Annotated in this window: 18 protein-coding genes; 8 read left to right on the top strand and 10 right to left on the bottom strand. The window is 65.2% G+C overall.

What is annotated here, in order from left to right:
- Positions 1–18: 18 nt before the first annotated feature.
- Together pth and ychF are read left to right on the top strand one after the other, a co-directional pair.
- The gene (gene pth, locus ACVJ5M_RS41210) at positions 19–624 is read left to right on the top strand and encodes an aminoacyl-tRNA hydrolase (protein WP_063985552.1); all 606 of its coding nucleotides are present in this window, start codon (positions 19–21) and stop codon (positions 622–624) included.
- A gap of 54 nt (positions 625–678) precedes the next feature.
- The gene (ychF, locus tag ACVJ5M_RS41205) at positions 679–1,776 is read left to right on the top strand and encodes a redox-regulated ATPase YchF (protein ID WP_028151572.1); all 1,098 of its coding nucleotides are present in this window, start codon (positions 679–681) and stop codon (positions 1,774–1,776) included.
- A 151-nt stretch (positions 1,777–1,927) separates the two neighbouring features.
- Here ychF and ACVJ5M_RS41200 read toward each other — a convergent pair whose 3' ends face one another.
- Positions 1,928–2,224 (bottom strand): DUF4282 domain-containing protein, encoded by a 297-nt coding sequence (locus ACVJ5M_RS41200; RefSeq protein ID WP_063985551.1) that lies wholly within the window; start codon positions 2,222–2,224, stop codon positions 1,928–1,930.
- 156 nt (positions 2,225–2,380) lie between these two features.
- Between ACVJ5M_RS41200 and ACVJ5M_RS41195 the strand changes: the two genes are divergently transcribed.
- The 3 genes from ACVJ5M_RS41195 to ACVJ5M_RS41185 all read left to right on the top strand — a co-directional run bounded on the left by ACVJ5M_RS41195 (position 2,381) and on the right by ACVJ5M_RS41185 (position 3,658).
- A complete protein-coding gene (locus ACVJ5M_RS41195) occupies positions 2,381–2,833 on the top strand; it encodes a MaoC family dehydratase (protein WP_063985550.1) in 453 nt (150 codons plus the stop codon).
- The gene (locus tag ACVJ5M_RS41190; RefSeq protein ID WP_354100173.1) at positions 2,833–3,312 is read left to right on the top strand and encodes a MaoC family dehydratase; all 480 of its coding nucleotides are present in this window, start codon (positions 2,833–2,835) and stop codon (positions 3,310–3,312) included. Before ACVJ5M_RS41195 ends, ACVJ5M_RS41190 begins: the two co-directional genes overlap by 1 nt.
- A 199-nt stretch (positions 3,313–3,511) precedes the next feature.
- Entirely contained in the window at positions 3,512–3,658 is a 147-nt protein-coding gene (locus ACVJ5M_RS41185) for a hypothetical protein (RefSeq protein WP_166103493.1), read from the top strand.
- Positions 3,659–3,700: 42 nt separating this feature from the next.
- On the opposite strand, the gene ACVJ5M_RS41180 is transcribed toward ACVJ5M_RS41185, so the two are convergent.
- From ACVJ5M_RS41180 to ACVJ5M_RS41160, 5 genes are all read right to left on the bottom strand, one after another.
- Complete coding sequence (locus ACVJ5M_RS41180; protein WP_014492018.1) at positions 3,701–3,838, bottom strand: hypothetical protein; 138 nt, start codon at positions 3,836–3,838, stop codon at positions 3,701–3,703.
- A gap of 485 nt (positions 3,839–4,323) precedes the next feature.
- Positions 4,324–4,746, bottom strand: a complete 423-nt coding sequence (locus tag ACVJ5M_RS41175) for a hypothetical protein (RefSeq protein ID WP_063985548.1) — start codon at positions 4,744–4,746, stop codon at positions 4,324–4,326.
- A 213-nt stretch (positions 4,747–4,959) separates the two neighbouring features.
- Complete coding sequence (locus ACVJ5M_RS41170; protein WP_231143635.1) at positions 4,960–5,883, bottom strand: hypothetical protein; 924 nt, start codon at positions 5,881–5,883, stop codon at positions 4,960–4,962.
- Positions 5,884–6,267: 384 nt separating this feature from the next.
- On the bottom strand, positions 6,268–6,708 hold the full coding sequence (locus ACVJ5M_RS41165) for a nuclear transport factor 2 family protein (protein ID WP_063985546.1): 441 nt from the start codon (positions 6,706–6,708) through the stop codon (positions 6,268–6,270).
- A gap of 236 nt (positions 6,709–6,944) precedes the next feature.
- Positions 6,945–7,397, bottom strand: a complete 453-nt coding sequence (locus tag ACVJ5M_RS41160; protein ID WP_063985545.1) for a nuclear transport factor 2 family protein — start codon at positions 7,395–7,397, stop codon at positions 6,945–6,947.
- Between the two features lie 293 nt (positions 7,398–7,690).
- On the opposite strand from ACVJ5M_RS41160, the gene ACVJ5M_RS41155 reads away from it, so the two are divergent.
- Positions 7,691–7,927 (top strand): hypothetical protein, encoded by a 237-nt coding sequence (locus ACVJ5M_RS41155; protein ID WP_028151579.1) that lies wholly within the window; start codon positions 7,691–7,693, stop codon positions 7,925–7,927.
- A 100-nt stretch (positions 7,928–8,027) separates the two neighbouring features.
- Here the strand turns inward: ACVJ5M_RS41155 and uvrB are convergent, their stop codons facing one another.
- The 4 genes from uvrB to ACVJ5M_RS41135 form a co-directional block, all read right to left on the bottom strand.
- Positions 8,028–10,985: an excinuclease ABC subunit UvrB gene (uvrB, locus tag ACVJ5M_RS41150; RefSeq protein WP_084795307.1), complete on the bottom strand. Its 2,958-nt coding sequence runs from the start codon at positions 10,983–10,985 to the stop codon at positions 8,028–8,030.
- An 89-nt stretch (positions 10,986–11,074) separates the two neighbouring features.
- Positions 11,075–11,305 (bottom strand): hypothetical protein, encoded by a 231-nt coding sequence (locus ACVJ5M_RS41145; RefSeq protein WP_063985544.1) that lies wholly within the window; start codon positions 11,303–11,305, stop codon positions 11,075–11,077.
- A 54-nt stretch (positions 11,306–11,359) separates the two neighbouring features.
- Positions 11,360–11,587, bottom strand: coding sequence for a hypothetical protein (locus ACVJ5M_RS41140; RefSeq protein WP_063985543.1), 228 nt, complete (start codon positions 11,585–11,587; stop codon positions 11,360–11,362).
- 125 nt (positions 11,588–11,712) lie between these two features.
- Positions 11,713–12,630 carry a LysR substrate-binding domain-containing protein gene (locus ACVJ5M_RS41135; protein WP_063985542.1) on the bottom strand — a complete coding sequence of 306 codons (918 nt, stop codon included), beginning with the start codon at positions 12,628–12,630 and terminating at the stop codon, positions 11,713–11,715.
- 314 nt (positions 12,631–12,944) lie between these two features.
- Here ACVJ5M_RS41135 and ACVJ5M_RS41130 point away from each other — a divergent pair, with 314 nt between their 5' ends.
- Both ACVJ5M_RS41130 and ACVJ5M_RS41125 read left to right on the top strand, forming a co-directional pair.
- The gene (locus ACVJ5M_RS41130; protein ID WP_063985541.1) at positions 12,945–13,724 is read left to right on the top strand and encodes a sulfite exporter TauE/SafE family protein; all 780 of its coding nucleotides are present in this window, start codon (positions 12,945–12,947) and stop codon (positions 13,722–13,724) included.
- Positions 13,721–13,951 (top strand): hypothetical protein, encoded by a 231-nt coding sequence (locus ACVJ5M_RS41125; protein WP_063985540.1) that lies wholly within the window; start codon positions 13,721–13,723, stop codon positions 13,949–13,951. Before ACVJ5M_RS41130 ends, ACVJ5M_RS41125 begins: the two co-directional genes overlap by 4 nt.
- Positions 13,952–14,045 lie beyond the last annotated feature (94 nt).

Genomic DNA, 14,045 nt, shown 5'->3' with positions numbered 1-14,045 from the left:
CGAGGGGCGCGCCGCGTCATGCGACTCTTTGTTGGGCTCGGCAATCCCGGCGCTAAATACGCACGTAACCGGCACAATGTCGGCTTCATGGCCGTCGACGAGATCGCGCGGCGTCATGGTTTCTCGCCATGGCGCCGTCGTTTTCAGGGCGAGACATCGGAAGGTGCGATCGGCACTGAGCGCGTTATCCTGCTCAAGCCGACGACCTACATGAATGACTCGGGCCGCAGCGTTCAGGAGGCGGCAAGCTTCTTCAAGATCGCGCCGGGCGACGTCACCGTGTTCCACGACGAGCTCGAACTGCCGCCGGGCAAGGTGCGCGTGAAGATCGGCGGCGGCATCGCCGGCCACAACGGCCTGCGCTCGATCTCGGCGCATATCGGCAACGACTATCGCCGGGTCCGGCTCGGCATCGGTCATCCCGGCGTCAAGGAACTGGTGCACGGCCACGTGCTGTCGGACTTCGCCAAGGCCGACAATGACTGGGTGGCGACGCTGTGCGAGGCGGTGGCCGAGCACGCGGCACTGGTTGCCAAAGGCACGGACGCGACCTTCGCCAACAGGGTGCATCTCGCCATGCAGGCGAAGGGATTCTTGACCAAGGACGAGAACGGCAAGGAATAGGGCGCCGTTTTCTCCGTCAAGCCCGGCCATGACGAATACGGATAGAGGACGACCATGGGATTTAAATGCGGGATCGTCGGGTTGCCCAATGTCGGCAAGTCGACCTTGTTCAACGCGCTGACCGAGACGGCCGCTGCGCAGGCCGCGAACTATCCGTTCTGCACCATCGAGCCGAATGTCGGCGAAGTCGCCGTGCCCGATCCGCGGCTCGACAAGCTCTCGGCCATCGCCAAATCGGCGCAGATCATCCCGACCCGGCTGACCTTCGTCGACATTGCCGGCCTCGTGCGCGGCGCTTCCAAGGGTGAAGGCCTCGGCAACCAGTTCCTCGCCAACATCCGCGAGGTCGACGCCATCGCGCATGTCGTGCGCTGCTTCGAGGATTCCGACATCACGCATGTCGAGGGCAAGATCGCCCCGCTCGCCGACATCGAGACCATCGAGACCGAGCTGATGCTCGCCGACCTCGACAGCCTCGAGAAGCGCGTCGACAACCTCACGAAGAAGGCCAAGGGCAACGACAAGGACGCCAAGGAGCAGCTCGACCTCGTCAACCGCACGCTGGTGCTGCTGCGCGAGGGCAAACCCGCCCGCCTCGTCGAGCGCAAGGCGGAGGAGGAGCGGGCCTTCGGGATGCTCGGCCTGCTTTCGTCGAAGCCCGTGCTCTACGTCTGCAATGTCGAGGAAGGCTCGGCCGCCACGGGCAATTCGTTCTCCAAGGCGGTGGAGGAGCAGGCGGCCAAGGAAGGCGCCGTTGCCGTCGTCATCTCCGCCAAGATCGAATCCGAGATCGCCACCATTTCGCGCGAGGAGCGCGCCGACTTCCTGGAGACGCTGGGTCTCGAAGAGGCCGGGCTCGATCGCCTGATCCGCGCCGGCTACACGCTGCTCGACCTCATCACCTATTTCACGGTGGGCCCGAAGGAAGCGCGCGCCTGGACCATCTATCGCGGTACCAAGGCTCCGGGCGCGGCCGGCGTGATCCACACCGACTTCGAGAAGGGTTTTATCCGCGCCGAGACGATTGCGTATGAGGACTATGTCGCGCTGAACGGCGAAGCCGGCGCCCGCGATGCCGGCAAGCTGCGTCTCGAAGGCAAGGAATACGTCGTCGCCGACGGCGACGTGATGCATTTCAGGTTTAATACGTAAGACGCGAAAGAGCGGTGCTGTAGGGTGGGCAAAGCGACTTGTCCGCCGTAGCTCGAAGAGCGAAGGCGGAAGCGTGCCCACCACGTCTCTCTCAAATCGCGAAAGGATGGTGGGCACGGCGCCTTGCGCCTTTGCCCACCCTACGGCCGCCTCACCGCGCCCCGCCGCCCTGGTCGCGGATCGCGCCGAGATGCTCGTTGATGCGGAAGACGATCAGGATCAGCTCCGCGGCGATGCGCGAGAACACGATGCCGACGACGATGCTCGCGATCGATGACAGCAGCACCAGGAAGCCGCCGAACGGGCTGATCGCCATCGTCGCGAGACCGGAGAAGATTCCGGAAAGGCCGAACAGGCAGATCAGTGCGATCACCAGCCAGTAGAAGGTCTTGATGATCGTAGGGGTTATGAATCGGTCCCATTGAAACAGGTCGCTGAATGAAAACATTGCTCTCCCCAGGGCAAATCGGGCCTCGGCCTGCCGGTTGATCCGACTCAAGACCAACGCCGACACCCCATATGTAGCACGAGCCATGCGGGCCGGCGGGTTGAGATTGCCGCAAAGTGCGGCCACAATCTGTCATTCCCTCAAAGCATTCCCGAGATGACCCTGACCTTCGAAGATTTCCCGCCCGGCCGGTTCGGAACATTCGGCCCGCGCCATGTCACCCGCGACGAGATCTTGGCTTTCGCCGCCGAGTTCGATCCGCAGCCGATGCACCTCGATGAGGAGGCCGCGGCCAACAGCATGCTGCGCGGCCTGTCCGGCTCGGGCTGGCACCTCTGCTCGCTGATGATGCGGATGATGGCCGATGGCTTCATCACACGCGCCGCTTCGCTCGGCTCGCCCGGCGTCGACGAGGTGCGTTGGCTGTCACCCTTGCGGCCCGGCGACGATCTCATGCTCGACGTCGACGTGCTGGAGGCGCGCGCCTCGAAGAGCCGGCCGGAGCTCGGCATCGTCAAGTTCAAATGCACTGTGCGCAACGCCAAGGGCGAGGCGCTGTGCGAGATGACCTCGCCGATCCTGATCAAGCGCCGCGAGGGAGCAGTCTGATGCCCTTCTTCGAGGAGATCGAGATCGGCCACCGCCGCGAGATCGGCGCCTACACGTTCACCGCGGAGTCCATCAAGATTTTCGCCGCAAAGTTCGATCCGCAGCGCTTCCACCTCGACGAGGAGGAAGGCAAGAACTCGCTGTTCGGCGGCCTCGCGGCCTCGGGCTGGCATGTCGGCTCGGCCTGCATGAGCCTGCTTGTCGCCGATGGCCAGCGTCTGGCGCGTGAGGCCGCTTCGCGCGGCGAGGAGGTCGCGGTGTTGGGGCCGTCGCCGGGTTTTCGCGACCTGCGCTGGATCAGGCCGGTGCTCGCCGGCGACACCGTCGCCTACGTCAACGAAGTCATCGACAAGCGCAGCTCCGCCTCGCGCCCCGGGTGGGGCATTCTGACGGCCCGCACCACCGGCACCAACCAGCGCGGCGAGGAGGTCTATTCCATCACCGCCAGCGCCTTCGTGCCGATGCGGAAGGGCGATTAGACCTGTTCCAAGATGAACGGTCCAAATGTGTGTGCGAGTGTTGCCCGCGCGCTATGGACGCGATTCCGGGCGGCTGCCATAAGCCTGCTCAACATGATGACCCGCGAAGCAGTTGGCGGAACCATCGAGTTGCTAACCAATTATGAACCTGTCGCTGTCTAATTGAAACGAATTGGGCAGAGAACAGGGGACGAGGACCATGGCAGACCGCGGCGCACTCAAGCTGGTGGGATTTATCTTTGCGACCGCGACGCTGGCAGTGATGCTGGTCGCCGGCATGGTGGTGAAGGGCTATGCCGATGGCGGCTACACCCTGGAAGCCTCGACGGTCGACGCGAGCCGTTAAGGGCTCGTTAACTCTTCGGGGCCGGACGTCCGGCCTCCGCCGTCAGCGGCTATAGACGAACGCCAGCACCGCGATCGCGACCGCCAGCAATCCGACGAAGCGCAGCATGATCGTGCCGAACTGGTTCGGCGCGGGCCGCAGCGGGATAGGGTCCGTATTGTCGGGCCGAATGCTTTCCATCTGAAATGTCCCCGGACCCGGCCGCAAGGCTGCGGGCGCTTGGCATTGGTCGGCGCTGGGGCGCGGAGGGTTCAAAGTGAACCGGGTCGGCTGCATTGACTGTGTGAACGCATGTCCACTGCCCCAATCTTTCGCAGCCACACCCTTCGCTGTCATGCCCCGGCTTGCCGCCTTCGCTGAAGCTTCGGCGGCCGGGCGAGCTTGTGGCCCGGCGTAGCCTTGGCGGAGCCGGGACCGGGGCATCCAGTACGCTGCGGCGTCTCGGCTCTTGCCTCATTGTCTCTGGAATACTGGATCGCCCGATCCCGTCTCCGCCAAGGGCTTCGCCGGGCCAAGAACTCACTCGGCCGCCGAAGCCTTAGCGAAGGCGGCAAGTCGGGCGATGACACCTATTGTGGGGAGCTTGTGCGCATCCAACTCCCCACGAATCAAAACCGCCGCGCCCCTTGCGGAACACGGCGGCTGGTGATGCTTGACGTGAGTGATCAGCTGTTGCGCAGGCCGTCGGCGGCGCGCTTCCACTGCGCGACGTTGTCGGCGATCATGCGGGTCGACTTCATCGCGGCCTGGCTGAGCTGGGCGTAGCCGGAGATCTCGCGCTGGACGCGCTGGCCTTCGGCATGGAGCAGGTCGCGCAGGCTCTCGAGCTCGGAGATCAGGTTCTCGATCTCGGCGAGCGAGGTGCCGGCGACGCGCTGGATCAGCGAGTTGACGTTGGTGACGGTGGCTTCCGCGCTCGGATCGAGCGGCGGCGTGTCGGTGGTTCCCGATGCCGGCCGGCGCAGATAGGCGATGTCGTTGCGGACGAAGTCGCGGATGCCGGCTTCAACTTCCGTCACTGCGGCGAGGTTGGTGTCGACCGTCTCGGTCTCGGTGGCTTCGGTCTTTTCCGGACGCATGGCGTTCATCGTTATTCCCCTGTTCGCGTTGAGCGCGGCGCGAGTGTCCCCCGCACGACGAGTTCGGTCATCCGACTAGGGCGTCGGATTTTGACCGCAACTTGGCCGAGATACGGCAAGGGCGGACGATTCGGGGGCTTTGCCGTGGCGTATGGTTACGAGAGTCTGAACTGCTGGGAAAACGAACCTATCCCGGGATGATGGGAGAGGGGGGCTGGACTGCTACCAGCTCTTCTTGAAGCCCGCCGTCAGGCTCTTGTTGATCGCGCCCTGCGAGGTCTCGCCGACCGAGCCGGAGACGGTGACGTTGTCGAACAGCTTTTGCTCCGCGCCGACCTTGCGCAGCCATTTGTCGTCGGTGGTCGACAGCGACTGGCCCGCGGTGATGCTGGTGCCGGTGTCGGTGAGGGTGACCTTGGCGCTCTGCTCGGTCTCGTAATTGCGCGTGACGTGCCCGCCGATGCCGGGCACCGCGGTGGTGCCCTGCTGGTTGACGCTGTAGCCGTTCTGGAGCGTCAGCGACGTGTCGCTCGACAGCGGCACCGACTTGGTCAGCGATGCCCCGAGCTTGCTCTGCTCGGCGCCGGGATCGACGCGGGCTTCCACCGCGGTCTTGTCCCAGATCGAGCCGGCGCCCGGCGCGGTCGCCGCCGCCCAGGCGCTGCCGGACGATTGCGGCAGGCTGCCGCCATTGGTGGCTTTCTGCGCCAGCAGCTCGGACATCGTTCGCGGCTCGCTCGTCACCGTCATGTCGGCTCCGATGCGGGCGTCCCAGAACGAGGAGACCGACTGCTTCACCGTCACCGCCGAGGAGCCGTTGGCGTTCGCGTTCGACGACCAGTTCAGTCCGTCCTTGGCGGCGGCCTGGGCGCGCTTCTTGGCGGCCATGACGTCGTTGCCGGTGCCGGCGTCGATCGCGAGTTGACTCCAGTCGAGCTTGTCGACGTCGATGCCCTTTAAGATGTCGGGGTCGTTGACGTCGGGGGCTGCGGCGGTCTCTGTGGCTTCGGTCTCGGCCTCGTCGTCAGGCGCCGCCGCCGAGAAGGGCGGGATGATCTGCGCCGAGACCGTCAGAACCGAGCCCAAAATGAATGTGGCCGCCAGCACCGGCAGCCTGGTCCAGCCAAAACCTGTCGAGAATTCCATCGTCCTGCCCGCGAGCCCAGCGCATGCTTGCCGCCACTATAATGCGGCCTTCGGTGATGACCATGCGCCATTCGGTCCACTCAACACATGGTGATCTATCGTTGCGAAATTGTGGCGGCTCGCCTCGGCCAGGGCATGATCCGGACCCGAAGGGCCGCGCCGGCGCAAAGTGTGCAGCGGGTTTTCCCTCGCGACAAACGCGGAACGCGTTTGCGCGGAGATCATGCTCAAACCACTGGAATGGCGAACCAACGGGCCGCGCGAAAGGCGCGCGCCCGATGACGAGCTTCGCCACGACGGCATCCGGCGGGGCTGGAGGCCAGGACGCGGGTCGGGCGAGCATCAATCATCGGTCCCGGCAAGCGGGGCCCGTTGGCGTCCCCCTCAGCCGACGCGGGTCATCTTCGGCAGATGAATGGCGCGGCCGAGTGCCTGTTCAACCAGATCGAAGGTGTCGACCAGCACGCGCATGCTGATCAGCTTGCCCGCCCTGAACTGGGCGAACTGCGCCACCCGCAAGCTGATCGGCTTGTCGGAATCCAGCGCGGTCAGCGAATAGCGCAGCATCGAGGCGGCGGAATCCACGCCGAGCATGATGCTCTCGCGGTCGAAGCGGCGGACATGGAAATTGTCGGCGAGCTGGCGGATGACGTCGAGCACGGCGTCCCGGCCCTGGCGCGCGCCGAGGAACGGAAACATGTCGATCGGGCCGTAGATCGCCCACTCGACGTCCTCGTCGATCAGGGCCTCGATGTCCCTGAAATCCCGGTCGTTCACCGCGCGATGCAACGCGCGCGAGAAACGCCAGAGGCTGTGCTCTGTCATTTGGGGGGCGTCCTGAAGCTGGCTTGCAGAAAAAACGGAAAGCAACCCCATGCACAGAAAAGGTGCCGGGGACGCTCAACTCGTTCGTATACAAATAAAATAGGCGATTTCGGCCAAAACGCAATTCACGTTTTCGCAATGCACAATTGATGCGGGTTTGTGAGATTTACAACAGAACCCCGTAATCTCCCGGTCTCCGTTTCACCTGTCCGTAAGAACGGGGCGAGGGAGAAGGATCATCCCCCGTCTACCCGCGCGCCCACGATCAGCGGCCCGATCTCCCGCTCCAGCACCTGCTGCACCAGATCGTAGGAATCGATGATCTCGCGGATCTGCGCCACCAGTCCGCCCCGGAAGCTGTAGAACACCGCCATGTCGAACTGCACGACGCGATCGTTGCTGCGCTTCTTGAAGTAGGTGTGCATGTAGGTCGCGACCTCGTCGCCCTCGGCGAGGATGTGCGGCGCCTTGTAGCGGATTTCGGAATAGCGCGACCAGACCGTCTGCCACAGCTCGCGCAGTTCCTGCTTGCCGTGGCGCGGCACCATGTGCGGCAGCACGTCGATCGGCGCGTGGGTGAGGAAGTCGACGTCGTCGGTGCAGCACGACAGCGCGGCCTCGATATCGCCGCGCGCAAAACTGTCCAGCAGATGCAGCACGCGTTGCCTGTTCAGCGATTCAACCGTCATGCCGCTCCCGCCCTCTTGGGGTGTCGATTGCAAACGCCAATGCGCGCTCCGCGGGTCCATTAATCCGCAAAAACAAAGGTGTCCGGATCATATGACGCGCCGATGCAAGGCCGGGTTCATGAAATGCAATTAGGGATTGCGTACGTAGTCGCCTGCACGATTTCGAGCGGGTTTTCGCGCCCCGCGATGACGCCGCGTGCATGCCGGTGGGCGCGTCCCGCCACACCGGTACGCGGGAACCCGCGCCCGTCGGTGCTCGTTGAGACACCGAAACCGATCCGGAGACATCGATTATGAAATCCCCGCTTCTCACCGTCGCCGCAGCACTTCTGATGCTGGGCGCGACCTCCGCCGCCAACGCCAAGGGCTGCATCAAGGGCGCGGTCGTCGGCGGCGTCGCCGGCCACTATGCCGGCCATCACGGCGTCCTGGGCGCCGCCGCCGGCTGCCTCTACGGCAGGCATCACGCCAAGGAGCAGGAAAAGCAGCAGCAACAGCAGGGACAGGTGAACGGGCAGGGGAAGCTGTAGGCGCGAACGGCACCACATGCGCCCTCGTCATTCCGGGGCGCCGCAAAGCGGCGAGCCCGGAATCTATAGCCACGACAAGCGCGGACGATACTCCGTCGCCCTACCTCTTCTTCCACCCACCCCGCCGTCCCGGCTGCCCACCCGTCGACTTCGGCGCCGGCCCGAACTCCGGCCCGGACTGCCTTGAATCCGTCGGCTGGATGATCCGGCTCGTGCTGCCGAACGGCTTTGCCGGCAGGCTCGGGTTTTCGCGGTAGGGCAACGACTCCGGGCCGTGCATCTCGTCGAGATGCGGCTTGTGCACCTTCGAGCCGCTGCCGCCACCGCTGGCTTTCAGTGCGGAGCTCACGGTTTTCTTCTTCATCGCGCTGACGGGCAGGTTGGCGGCGTCGCCGTACTTCTTGGTGCCGGCATAGGCGCCGGCCTTGCCCTGCACGGTGCGCTGCTTGACGGTGGGGTCGTCGACCACCGCGAGCTCGGTGGCGCGCAGGCGCTTGACTTCGTCGCGCAGGCGGGCGGCTTCCTCGAAGTTCAGATCGGCGGCGGCCTCGCGCATCCTTGTTTCGAGATCGGCGAGCACGGCTTCGAAATTGTGGCCGATCGAGATGACGTCATCGGTCATGTCGTGGCCGCCGACCTCGACCAGCACGTGGTCGCGCTCGTAGACCGAGTTGAGGATGTCGCCGATCTGCTTCTTCACGCTCTCCGGCGTGATGCCGTTGGCGGTGTTGTACTCGACTTGCTTTTCGCGGCGCCGGTTGGTTTCCGCAATGGCGCGCTCCATCGAGCCCGTCATCTGGTCGGCATAGAGGATCACCTTGCCGTCGACGTTGCGCGCGGCGCGGCCGATGGTCTGAATCAAGGACGTTTCACTGCGCAAAAAGCCTTCCTTGTCGGCGTCAAGGATCGCGACCAGCGCGCATTCGGGAATGTCGAGGCCTTCGCGCAAGAGGTTGATGCCGACCAGCGCGTCGAAGGCGCCCAAGCGAAGATCCCGGATGATCTCGATACGCTCGATGGTGTCGATATCGGAGTGCATGTAGCGAACGCGAATACCCTGCTCATGCAGATATTCGGTGAGGTCCTCCGCCATGCGCTTGGTCAGCACCGTGATCAGCGAGCGATAGCCTGCCTGGGCGGTGGCGCGGACCTCGCCGACGAGATCGTCGACCTGGGTGCGAGCGGGGCGGATATTAACGGGAGGATCAATAAGTCCGGTCGGTCGGATCACCTGCTCGACGAACACGCCGCCGCTTTCGTTCAGCTCCCAGCCGCTCGGCGTCGCCGACACCGCGACCGTCTGCGGCCGCATCATGTCCCACTCCTCGAAGCGGAGCGGGCGGTTGTCCATGCAGGAGGGCAGGCGGAAGCCGTATTCGGCGAGCGTCGCCTTGCGGCGGAAGTCGCCGCGGAACATGCCGCCGATCTGCGGCACGGTGACGTGGCTCTCGTCGGCGAATACCAGCGCATTGTCGGGGACGTATTCGAACAGCGTCGGCGGCGGCTCGCCGGGCAGGCGCCCGGTGAGATAGCGCGAATAGTTCTCGATGCCGGCGCAGCTTCCGGTCGCCTCCATCATCTCGAGGTCGAAGGTGGTGCGCTGCTCCAGCCGCTGCGCCTCCAAGAGGCGGCCCTGGTCGTGCAGCTGGTCGAGCCGCTGCTTCAGCTCCGATTTGATCGACTTGATCGCCTGCACAAGCGTCGGGCGCGGCGTCACGTAGTGCGAGTTGGCGTACATCTTGATGAATTCGAGCTCGTCCTGTTTGTGGCCGGTGAGCGGATCGAACTCCTCGATGGTCTCGATGGTGTCGCCGAACAGGTTTACGCGCCAGGCCCGGTCCTCATAGTGCGCCGGGAAGATGTCGATGACGTCGCCGCGCACGCGAAACGTGCCGCGGGTGAAATCGGCCTGGGTGCGCTTGTACTGGAGGGCGACGAGGTCGGCGATCAGCTGGCGCTGGTCGATGCGCTCGCCCTTCTTCAGCGCGAAGGTCATCGCGGTGTAGGTCTCGACCGAGCCGATACCGTAGATGCAGGACACCGACGCCACGATGATGACGTCGTCGCGTTCGAGCAGCGCGCGCGTCGCCGAGTGGCGCATGCGGTCGATCTGCTCGTTGATCGAGGAGTCCTTCTCGATGTAGGTGTCCGTGCGCGGGACGTAGGCTTCCGGCTGGTAGTAGTCGTAATAGCTGACGAAATATTCGACCGCGTTATCGGGGAAGAAGCTCCTGAACTCGCCGTAGAGCTGGGCGGCCAGCGTCTTGTTCGGCGCCAGGATGATAGCGGGCCGCTGCGTCGCCTCGATCACCTTGGCCATGGTGTAGGTCTTGCCGGAGCCGGTGACGCCGAGCAGCACCTGCGAGCGGTCGTTACGCTGGATCCCTTCGACCAGCTCGGCGATCGCGGTCGGCTGGTCGCCGCGCGGCTGGTACGGCGATTTGATCTCGAAGCGCACCCCGCCTTCGGACTTTTCCGGGCGCGGCGGGCGGTGCGGCGTCCACACCTTGGTGGAGCCGTCGTCCCTGCGGAACTCCGGCCGGCCCTCGCGGATCAGCGATTCCAGCGCGTCGGCGGTCGCCTTGACGCCGAGCGCCTCCATCTTGGTGCGCGGCGGACGCGCCAGCGCTTCGGCGTCGTCCTCCTCGGTGGGAAGCCCGAGCTGCCGCGCCAGTTCCGGATCGAGCGTCGGGATCGTGGCCGCGGTGCCGTAATTGGCCTGCGGCGCTTCTTCAAAGCCTTCGGTGGTCGCGCGCGCGCCCGGCGGCTGCGGATTCGGCCGCAGCGGCATCGGCTTGGCATTATCCTGCGGAAACTCCTTTGGCGTCGAGGCCCGTGCGCGATGGGCGGCAGCCTCGCCCCCGGCGCGGCGGTCGCGCGAATTGTCCGGCGGCGGCTGCAGCCCGGTGCCCGATCCCAGCCCGGCATCGCCGCGATTGATCGCGGGATTGAGCAACTCGGCCAGCGCCGGCCCGATCGGCTGCACGTCAGGCCGGTGCGCCTTGGAGTTCGGGGCCTTGGATTTGGGGGATTTCGGGGGAGCAGGTTTCTTCGCCATGCCCCGAATATGGGACGAGTCAGCCCTTCAGAAAAGAGCGAAGGTACGTCCGTGCGCAGGCTGCTGACAGCAGGTTGGCAGCAGCCTCTTTAAGCCGCCGGCGGCGGGGCCTCGTCGTCGTTGCTCGCCCGGTGCGGCTCGAGGATGTCGAGATGGATCCCGCCGCAATCGGTGCAGCGCATGGTCCAGTACTCGCACCCCGCGCGGCCGCCGATCACGCGAAGCACCGCGAGATCGCCATCGCATTCGGGACATTTCGACAGCACATTGCGGGCATAGATTCTCGGCCGCGGCGTGTCTTCGAATTCGATGACTGACATGACCGGTTCCCCCTTTATGCTGCGCTGTCCCTTGGTTCGCTTGGAGTCCCGCGCTTATTCGTCGTCGCTGTCGTCGGCCCGCCGGCGGAAGCGATCGATGTGGTGCTTGGCATCGGCGATCGCCGCGTTCTGATCCGGCCAGGCGAAACCGACTTCCATGGCCGGAAACAGCACGCCGTCGATGGCGAGGGGGCTGAGATCGGCGCGGCGGATGCGGGCATGCCAGAGGCCTTTGCCGGCCTCGAAGGATTCGATGTCAAAGCCGTCGTAGATGGTCGTCATTGTAGTCCCCAAATGTTCCGTAAGTGTCTTGTTGAAGAGTCAGGGGACCACGTTTGGCGGGTTCAGTATGTGAAGCCATTCACAAGCGGCCGGCTTTTTTGCCTAAGGGCCTCGTGGAACGGGCGTCAGTTCCGTGGCGCGGCGCGGCCGATCCGCCTGGCGGGGCGTGCGGCGGGCTCCGAGGCCGCCCGCATGATCCAGCGCCGGAACGCGGCGAAGTCGCGCTGCTCGGTCTGAAAACTGCGATACAGCAGGTACCAGCGCATGCCCTTGGGAACCGAGAGATCGAACGGCGCGACCAGCCGGCCGGCGGCGAGATCGTCGTCGATATAGGGCCGGATGCCCATGGCGATGCCGAGGCCGTCGGCGGCGGCCTGGAGCGCCTGGCCGTAGAACTGGAATTCCGGTCCGCGCGCGTTGATGCGGGTGAGGTTCGCCGCCTTGAGCCAGATCGGCCAATCCTCCGGCGAATGCGTGACGCGGATCAGGCCTGGCCCTTTGAGGTCGGCGGGCCGCTTCAGGCCGGTGGCGAGGCGGGGCACGCAGACCGGCGTGAGGTCGCCGGCGAACAAGGGCTCGGCGACCAGGCCGGGCCAGTCGCCGGTGCCGAGCTTGATGCCGCAGCTCCAGTCCTCGCCGAATGGGACCTCGGCACCACCGGTGGTGAAGCGCACCTCGATGTCGGGCTCCTCGCTGCGAAACTCCGACAGCCGCGGGATCAGCCAGCGCATCGCAAAGGTGTGGCCGACGCCGATGGTGAGTACGCGGACGCTGGAGGGCGCCGTCACCTGCGCGGTGAGGCTTGCCAGCGCGTCGAAGATCGGCGTCAGCCCGCCTTGATAGGCGCGGCCTGCCTGCGTCAGCACGAGCTTGTTGGCCTTGCGCTCGAACAGCGCGACGCCGAGACGTTCCTCCAGCAGATGCACCATGCGGCTGACGGCCGCCGCCGACACGCTGAGCTCGAGCCCGGCCGCCGCAAAACTGCCGGTCCGCGCCGCCGCCTCGAATGCCTTGATGCCGTTGAGAAACAGCAGCCGCCGCAAATGACCCACCCTCAGGAAAGCTGATGCAAGGCCAAGATAACTCAGTTTGCGAAGCTAGGGCAAGCGAGGCACAAGAATGAGAGTAATTCCAAGTTGTGTTTCGGGGCCGCCGCCGCGTTCTTCGTCTCTCCCCGCACGCGGGGAGAGGCCGGAGTTTGCGAGAGCAAATTCCGGGTGAGGGGACTCTCCGCGAGCCCCTCTGCCACCTTCCTTGCGGAGACTCCCCCCTCGCCCCAGCCTCTCCCCGCAAGCGGGGCGAGGGAGTGATGCACTCTGCGTCCCTGACTTGAACCGTACCCCAGGAGATTCCGCCCGTGACGCCCATCATGATCGCTGCCCTTGGATTGCTGATGGTCGCCACCGCGTTCCTGTCGGGGCTGTTCGGCATGGCGGGCGGGTTGATCCTGATCGGCGTGCTGCTGGCGCTGATGCCGCTGCCGACCGCGATGGTGCTGCATGCGATCACGCAGATGGCCTCGAACGGCTGGCGCGCTTTCCTCTGGCGCGCGCATATCCGCTGGCGGCCGGTCGCGAACTACATGGTCGGCGCAGCCGTCGCGCTCGCGGCCTGGTCGCTCACCCGCTACGTGCCGGACAAGCCGATGGCGCTGCTGCTGCTCGGCGTCACCCCGTTCATGGCGCGGCTGCTGCCGTCGAACATCAAGCCGGATCCTGACCGTCTCTGGCAGGGCACCGTCTATGGCACGATCTGCATGGGCCTGATGCTGATGACCGGCGTGTCGGGCCCGTTGCTCGACACCTTCTTTCTCGGCGGCGATTTCGGCCGGCGTGAGAAGGTGGCGACCAAGGCGATGTGCCAGCTCGTCAGTCATTTCACCAAGCTCGTCTATTTCGGCGGCATCATCGACCAGGCCGCGAGCCTCGATCCCGTGCTCGCCGGCGTCGCGATTCTCGCCTCGATGCTCGGCACCACGCTGGCGCGGCGCATCCTCGAAGCCATGACCGACCAGCAATTCGTGGCCTGGTCGAACAAGCTGATCACCACCATCGCTTGCTACTATATGGCCTATGGCGGCTGGCTGCTGGTTCGCACGCCGGTGCTGGCGGCCTTCGACAAGGGAGGTTTGCAATGAGCGAGACGGCCGATCCGCTGGTGCTGGACTTCGTCGAATGGGTCGCGCGCGAGCCGCGCGCCTATGCCGAGGTGATCGCGACCTGGAAGACCTCGTGCCCGCGTCTCACCATCTGGGAAGACGCCGCCGAGCGCGGCTACGTCACCCGTGACACGCTGCCCGGTGTGGGGCTGATCATCGCGGTGACGACGGACGGCGAGAGGTTGCTGCGCACGAACGGGCGGTGACACACACCTCCGCCTCCACATCGTCATTGCGAGCGCAAGCGAAGCAATCCAGAATGGGAGACCCTCACCCTGAGGAGCGCGCATCTTGCGCGCG

It is taken from the genome of Bradyrhizobium sp. S3.7.6, from assembly GCF_054061875.1.
This window is presented reverse-complemented; position numbering and strand designations above follow the sequence as displayed.

Excerpts from the sequence above, each read along its gene's own strand:
- ACVJ5M_RS41140 (WP_063985543.1), bottom strand. The coding sequence starts at position 11,587 with ATGACGACCATCTACGACGGCTTTGACATCGAATCCTTCGAGGCCGGC.
- ACVJ5M_RS41195 (WP_063985550.1), top strand. The coding sequence starts at position 2,381 with ATGACCCTGACCTTCGAAGATTTCCCGCCCGGCCGGTTCGGAACATTC.
- ACVJ5M_RS41200 (WP_063985551.1), bottom strand. The coding sequence starts at position 2,224 with ATGTTTTCATTCAGCGACCTGTTTCAATGGGACCGATTCATAACCCCT.
- ACVJ5M_RS41170 (WP_231143635.1), bottom strand. The coding sequence starts at position 5,883 with ATGGAATTCTCGACAGGTTTTGGCTGGACCAGGCTGCCGGTGCTGGCG.
- ACVJ5M_RS41175 (WP_063985548.1), bottom strand. The coding sequence starts at position 4,746 with ATGAACGCCATGCGTCCGGAAAAGACCGAAGCCACCGAGACCGAGACG.
- ACVJ5M_RS41155 (WP_028151579.1), top strand. The coding sequence starts at position 7,691 with ATGAAATCCCCGCTTCTCACCGTCGCCGCAGCACTTCTGATGCTGGGC.
- ACVJ5M_RS41125 (WP_063985540.1), top strand. The coding sequence starts at position 13,721 with ATGAGCGAGACGGCCGATCCGCTGGTGCTGGACTTCGTCGAATGGGTC.
- uvrB (WP_084795307.1), bottom strand. The coding sequence starts at position 10,985 with ATGGCGAAGAAACCTGCTCCCCCGAAATCCCCCAAATCCAAGGCCCCG.
- ACVJ5M_RS41160 (WP_063985545.1), bottom strand. The coding sequence starts at position 7,397 with ATGACGGTTGAATCGCTGAACAGGCAACGCGTGCTGCATCTGCTGGAC.
- ACVJ5M_RS41180 (WP_014492018.1), bottom strand. The coding sequence starts at position 3,838 with ATGGAAAGCATTCGGCCCGACAATACGGACCCTATCCCGCTGCGGCCC.
- ACVJ5M_RS41145 (WP_063985544.1), bottom strand. The coding sequence starts at position 11,305 with ATGTCAGTCATCGAATTCGAAGACACGCCGCGGCCGAGAATCTATGCC.
- ACVJ5M_RS41165 (WP_063985546.1), bottom strand. The coding sequence starts at position 6,708 with ATGACAGAGCACAGCCTCTGGCGTTTCTCGCGCGCGTTGCATCGCGCG.
- pth (WP_063985552.1), top strand. The coding sequence starts at position 19 with ATGCGACTCTTTGTTGGGCTCGGCAATCCCGGCGCTAAATACGCACGT.
- ACVJ5M_RS41185 (WP_166103493.1), top strand. The coding sequence starts at position 3,512 with ATGGCAGACCGCGGCGCACTCAAGCTGGTGGGATTTATCTTTGCGACC.
- ACVJ5M_RS41190 (WP_354100173.1), top strand. The coding sequence starts at position 2,833 with ATGCCCTTCTTCGAGGAGATCGAGATCGGCCACCGCCGCGAGATCGGC.
- ychF (WP_028151572.1), top strand. The coding sequence starts at position 679 with ATGGGATTTAAATGCGGGATCGTCGGGTTGCCCAATGTCGGCAAGTCG.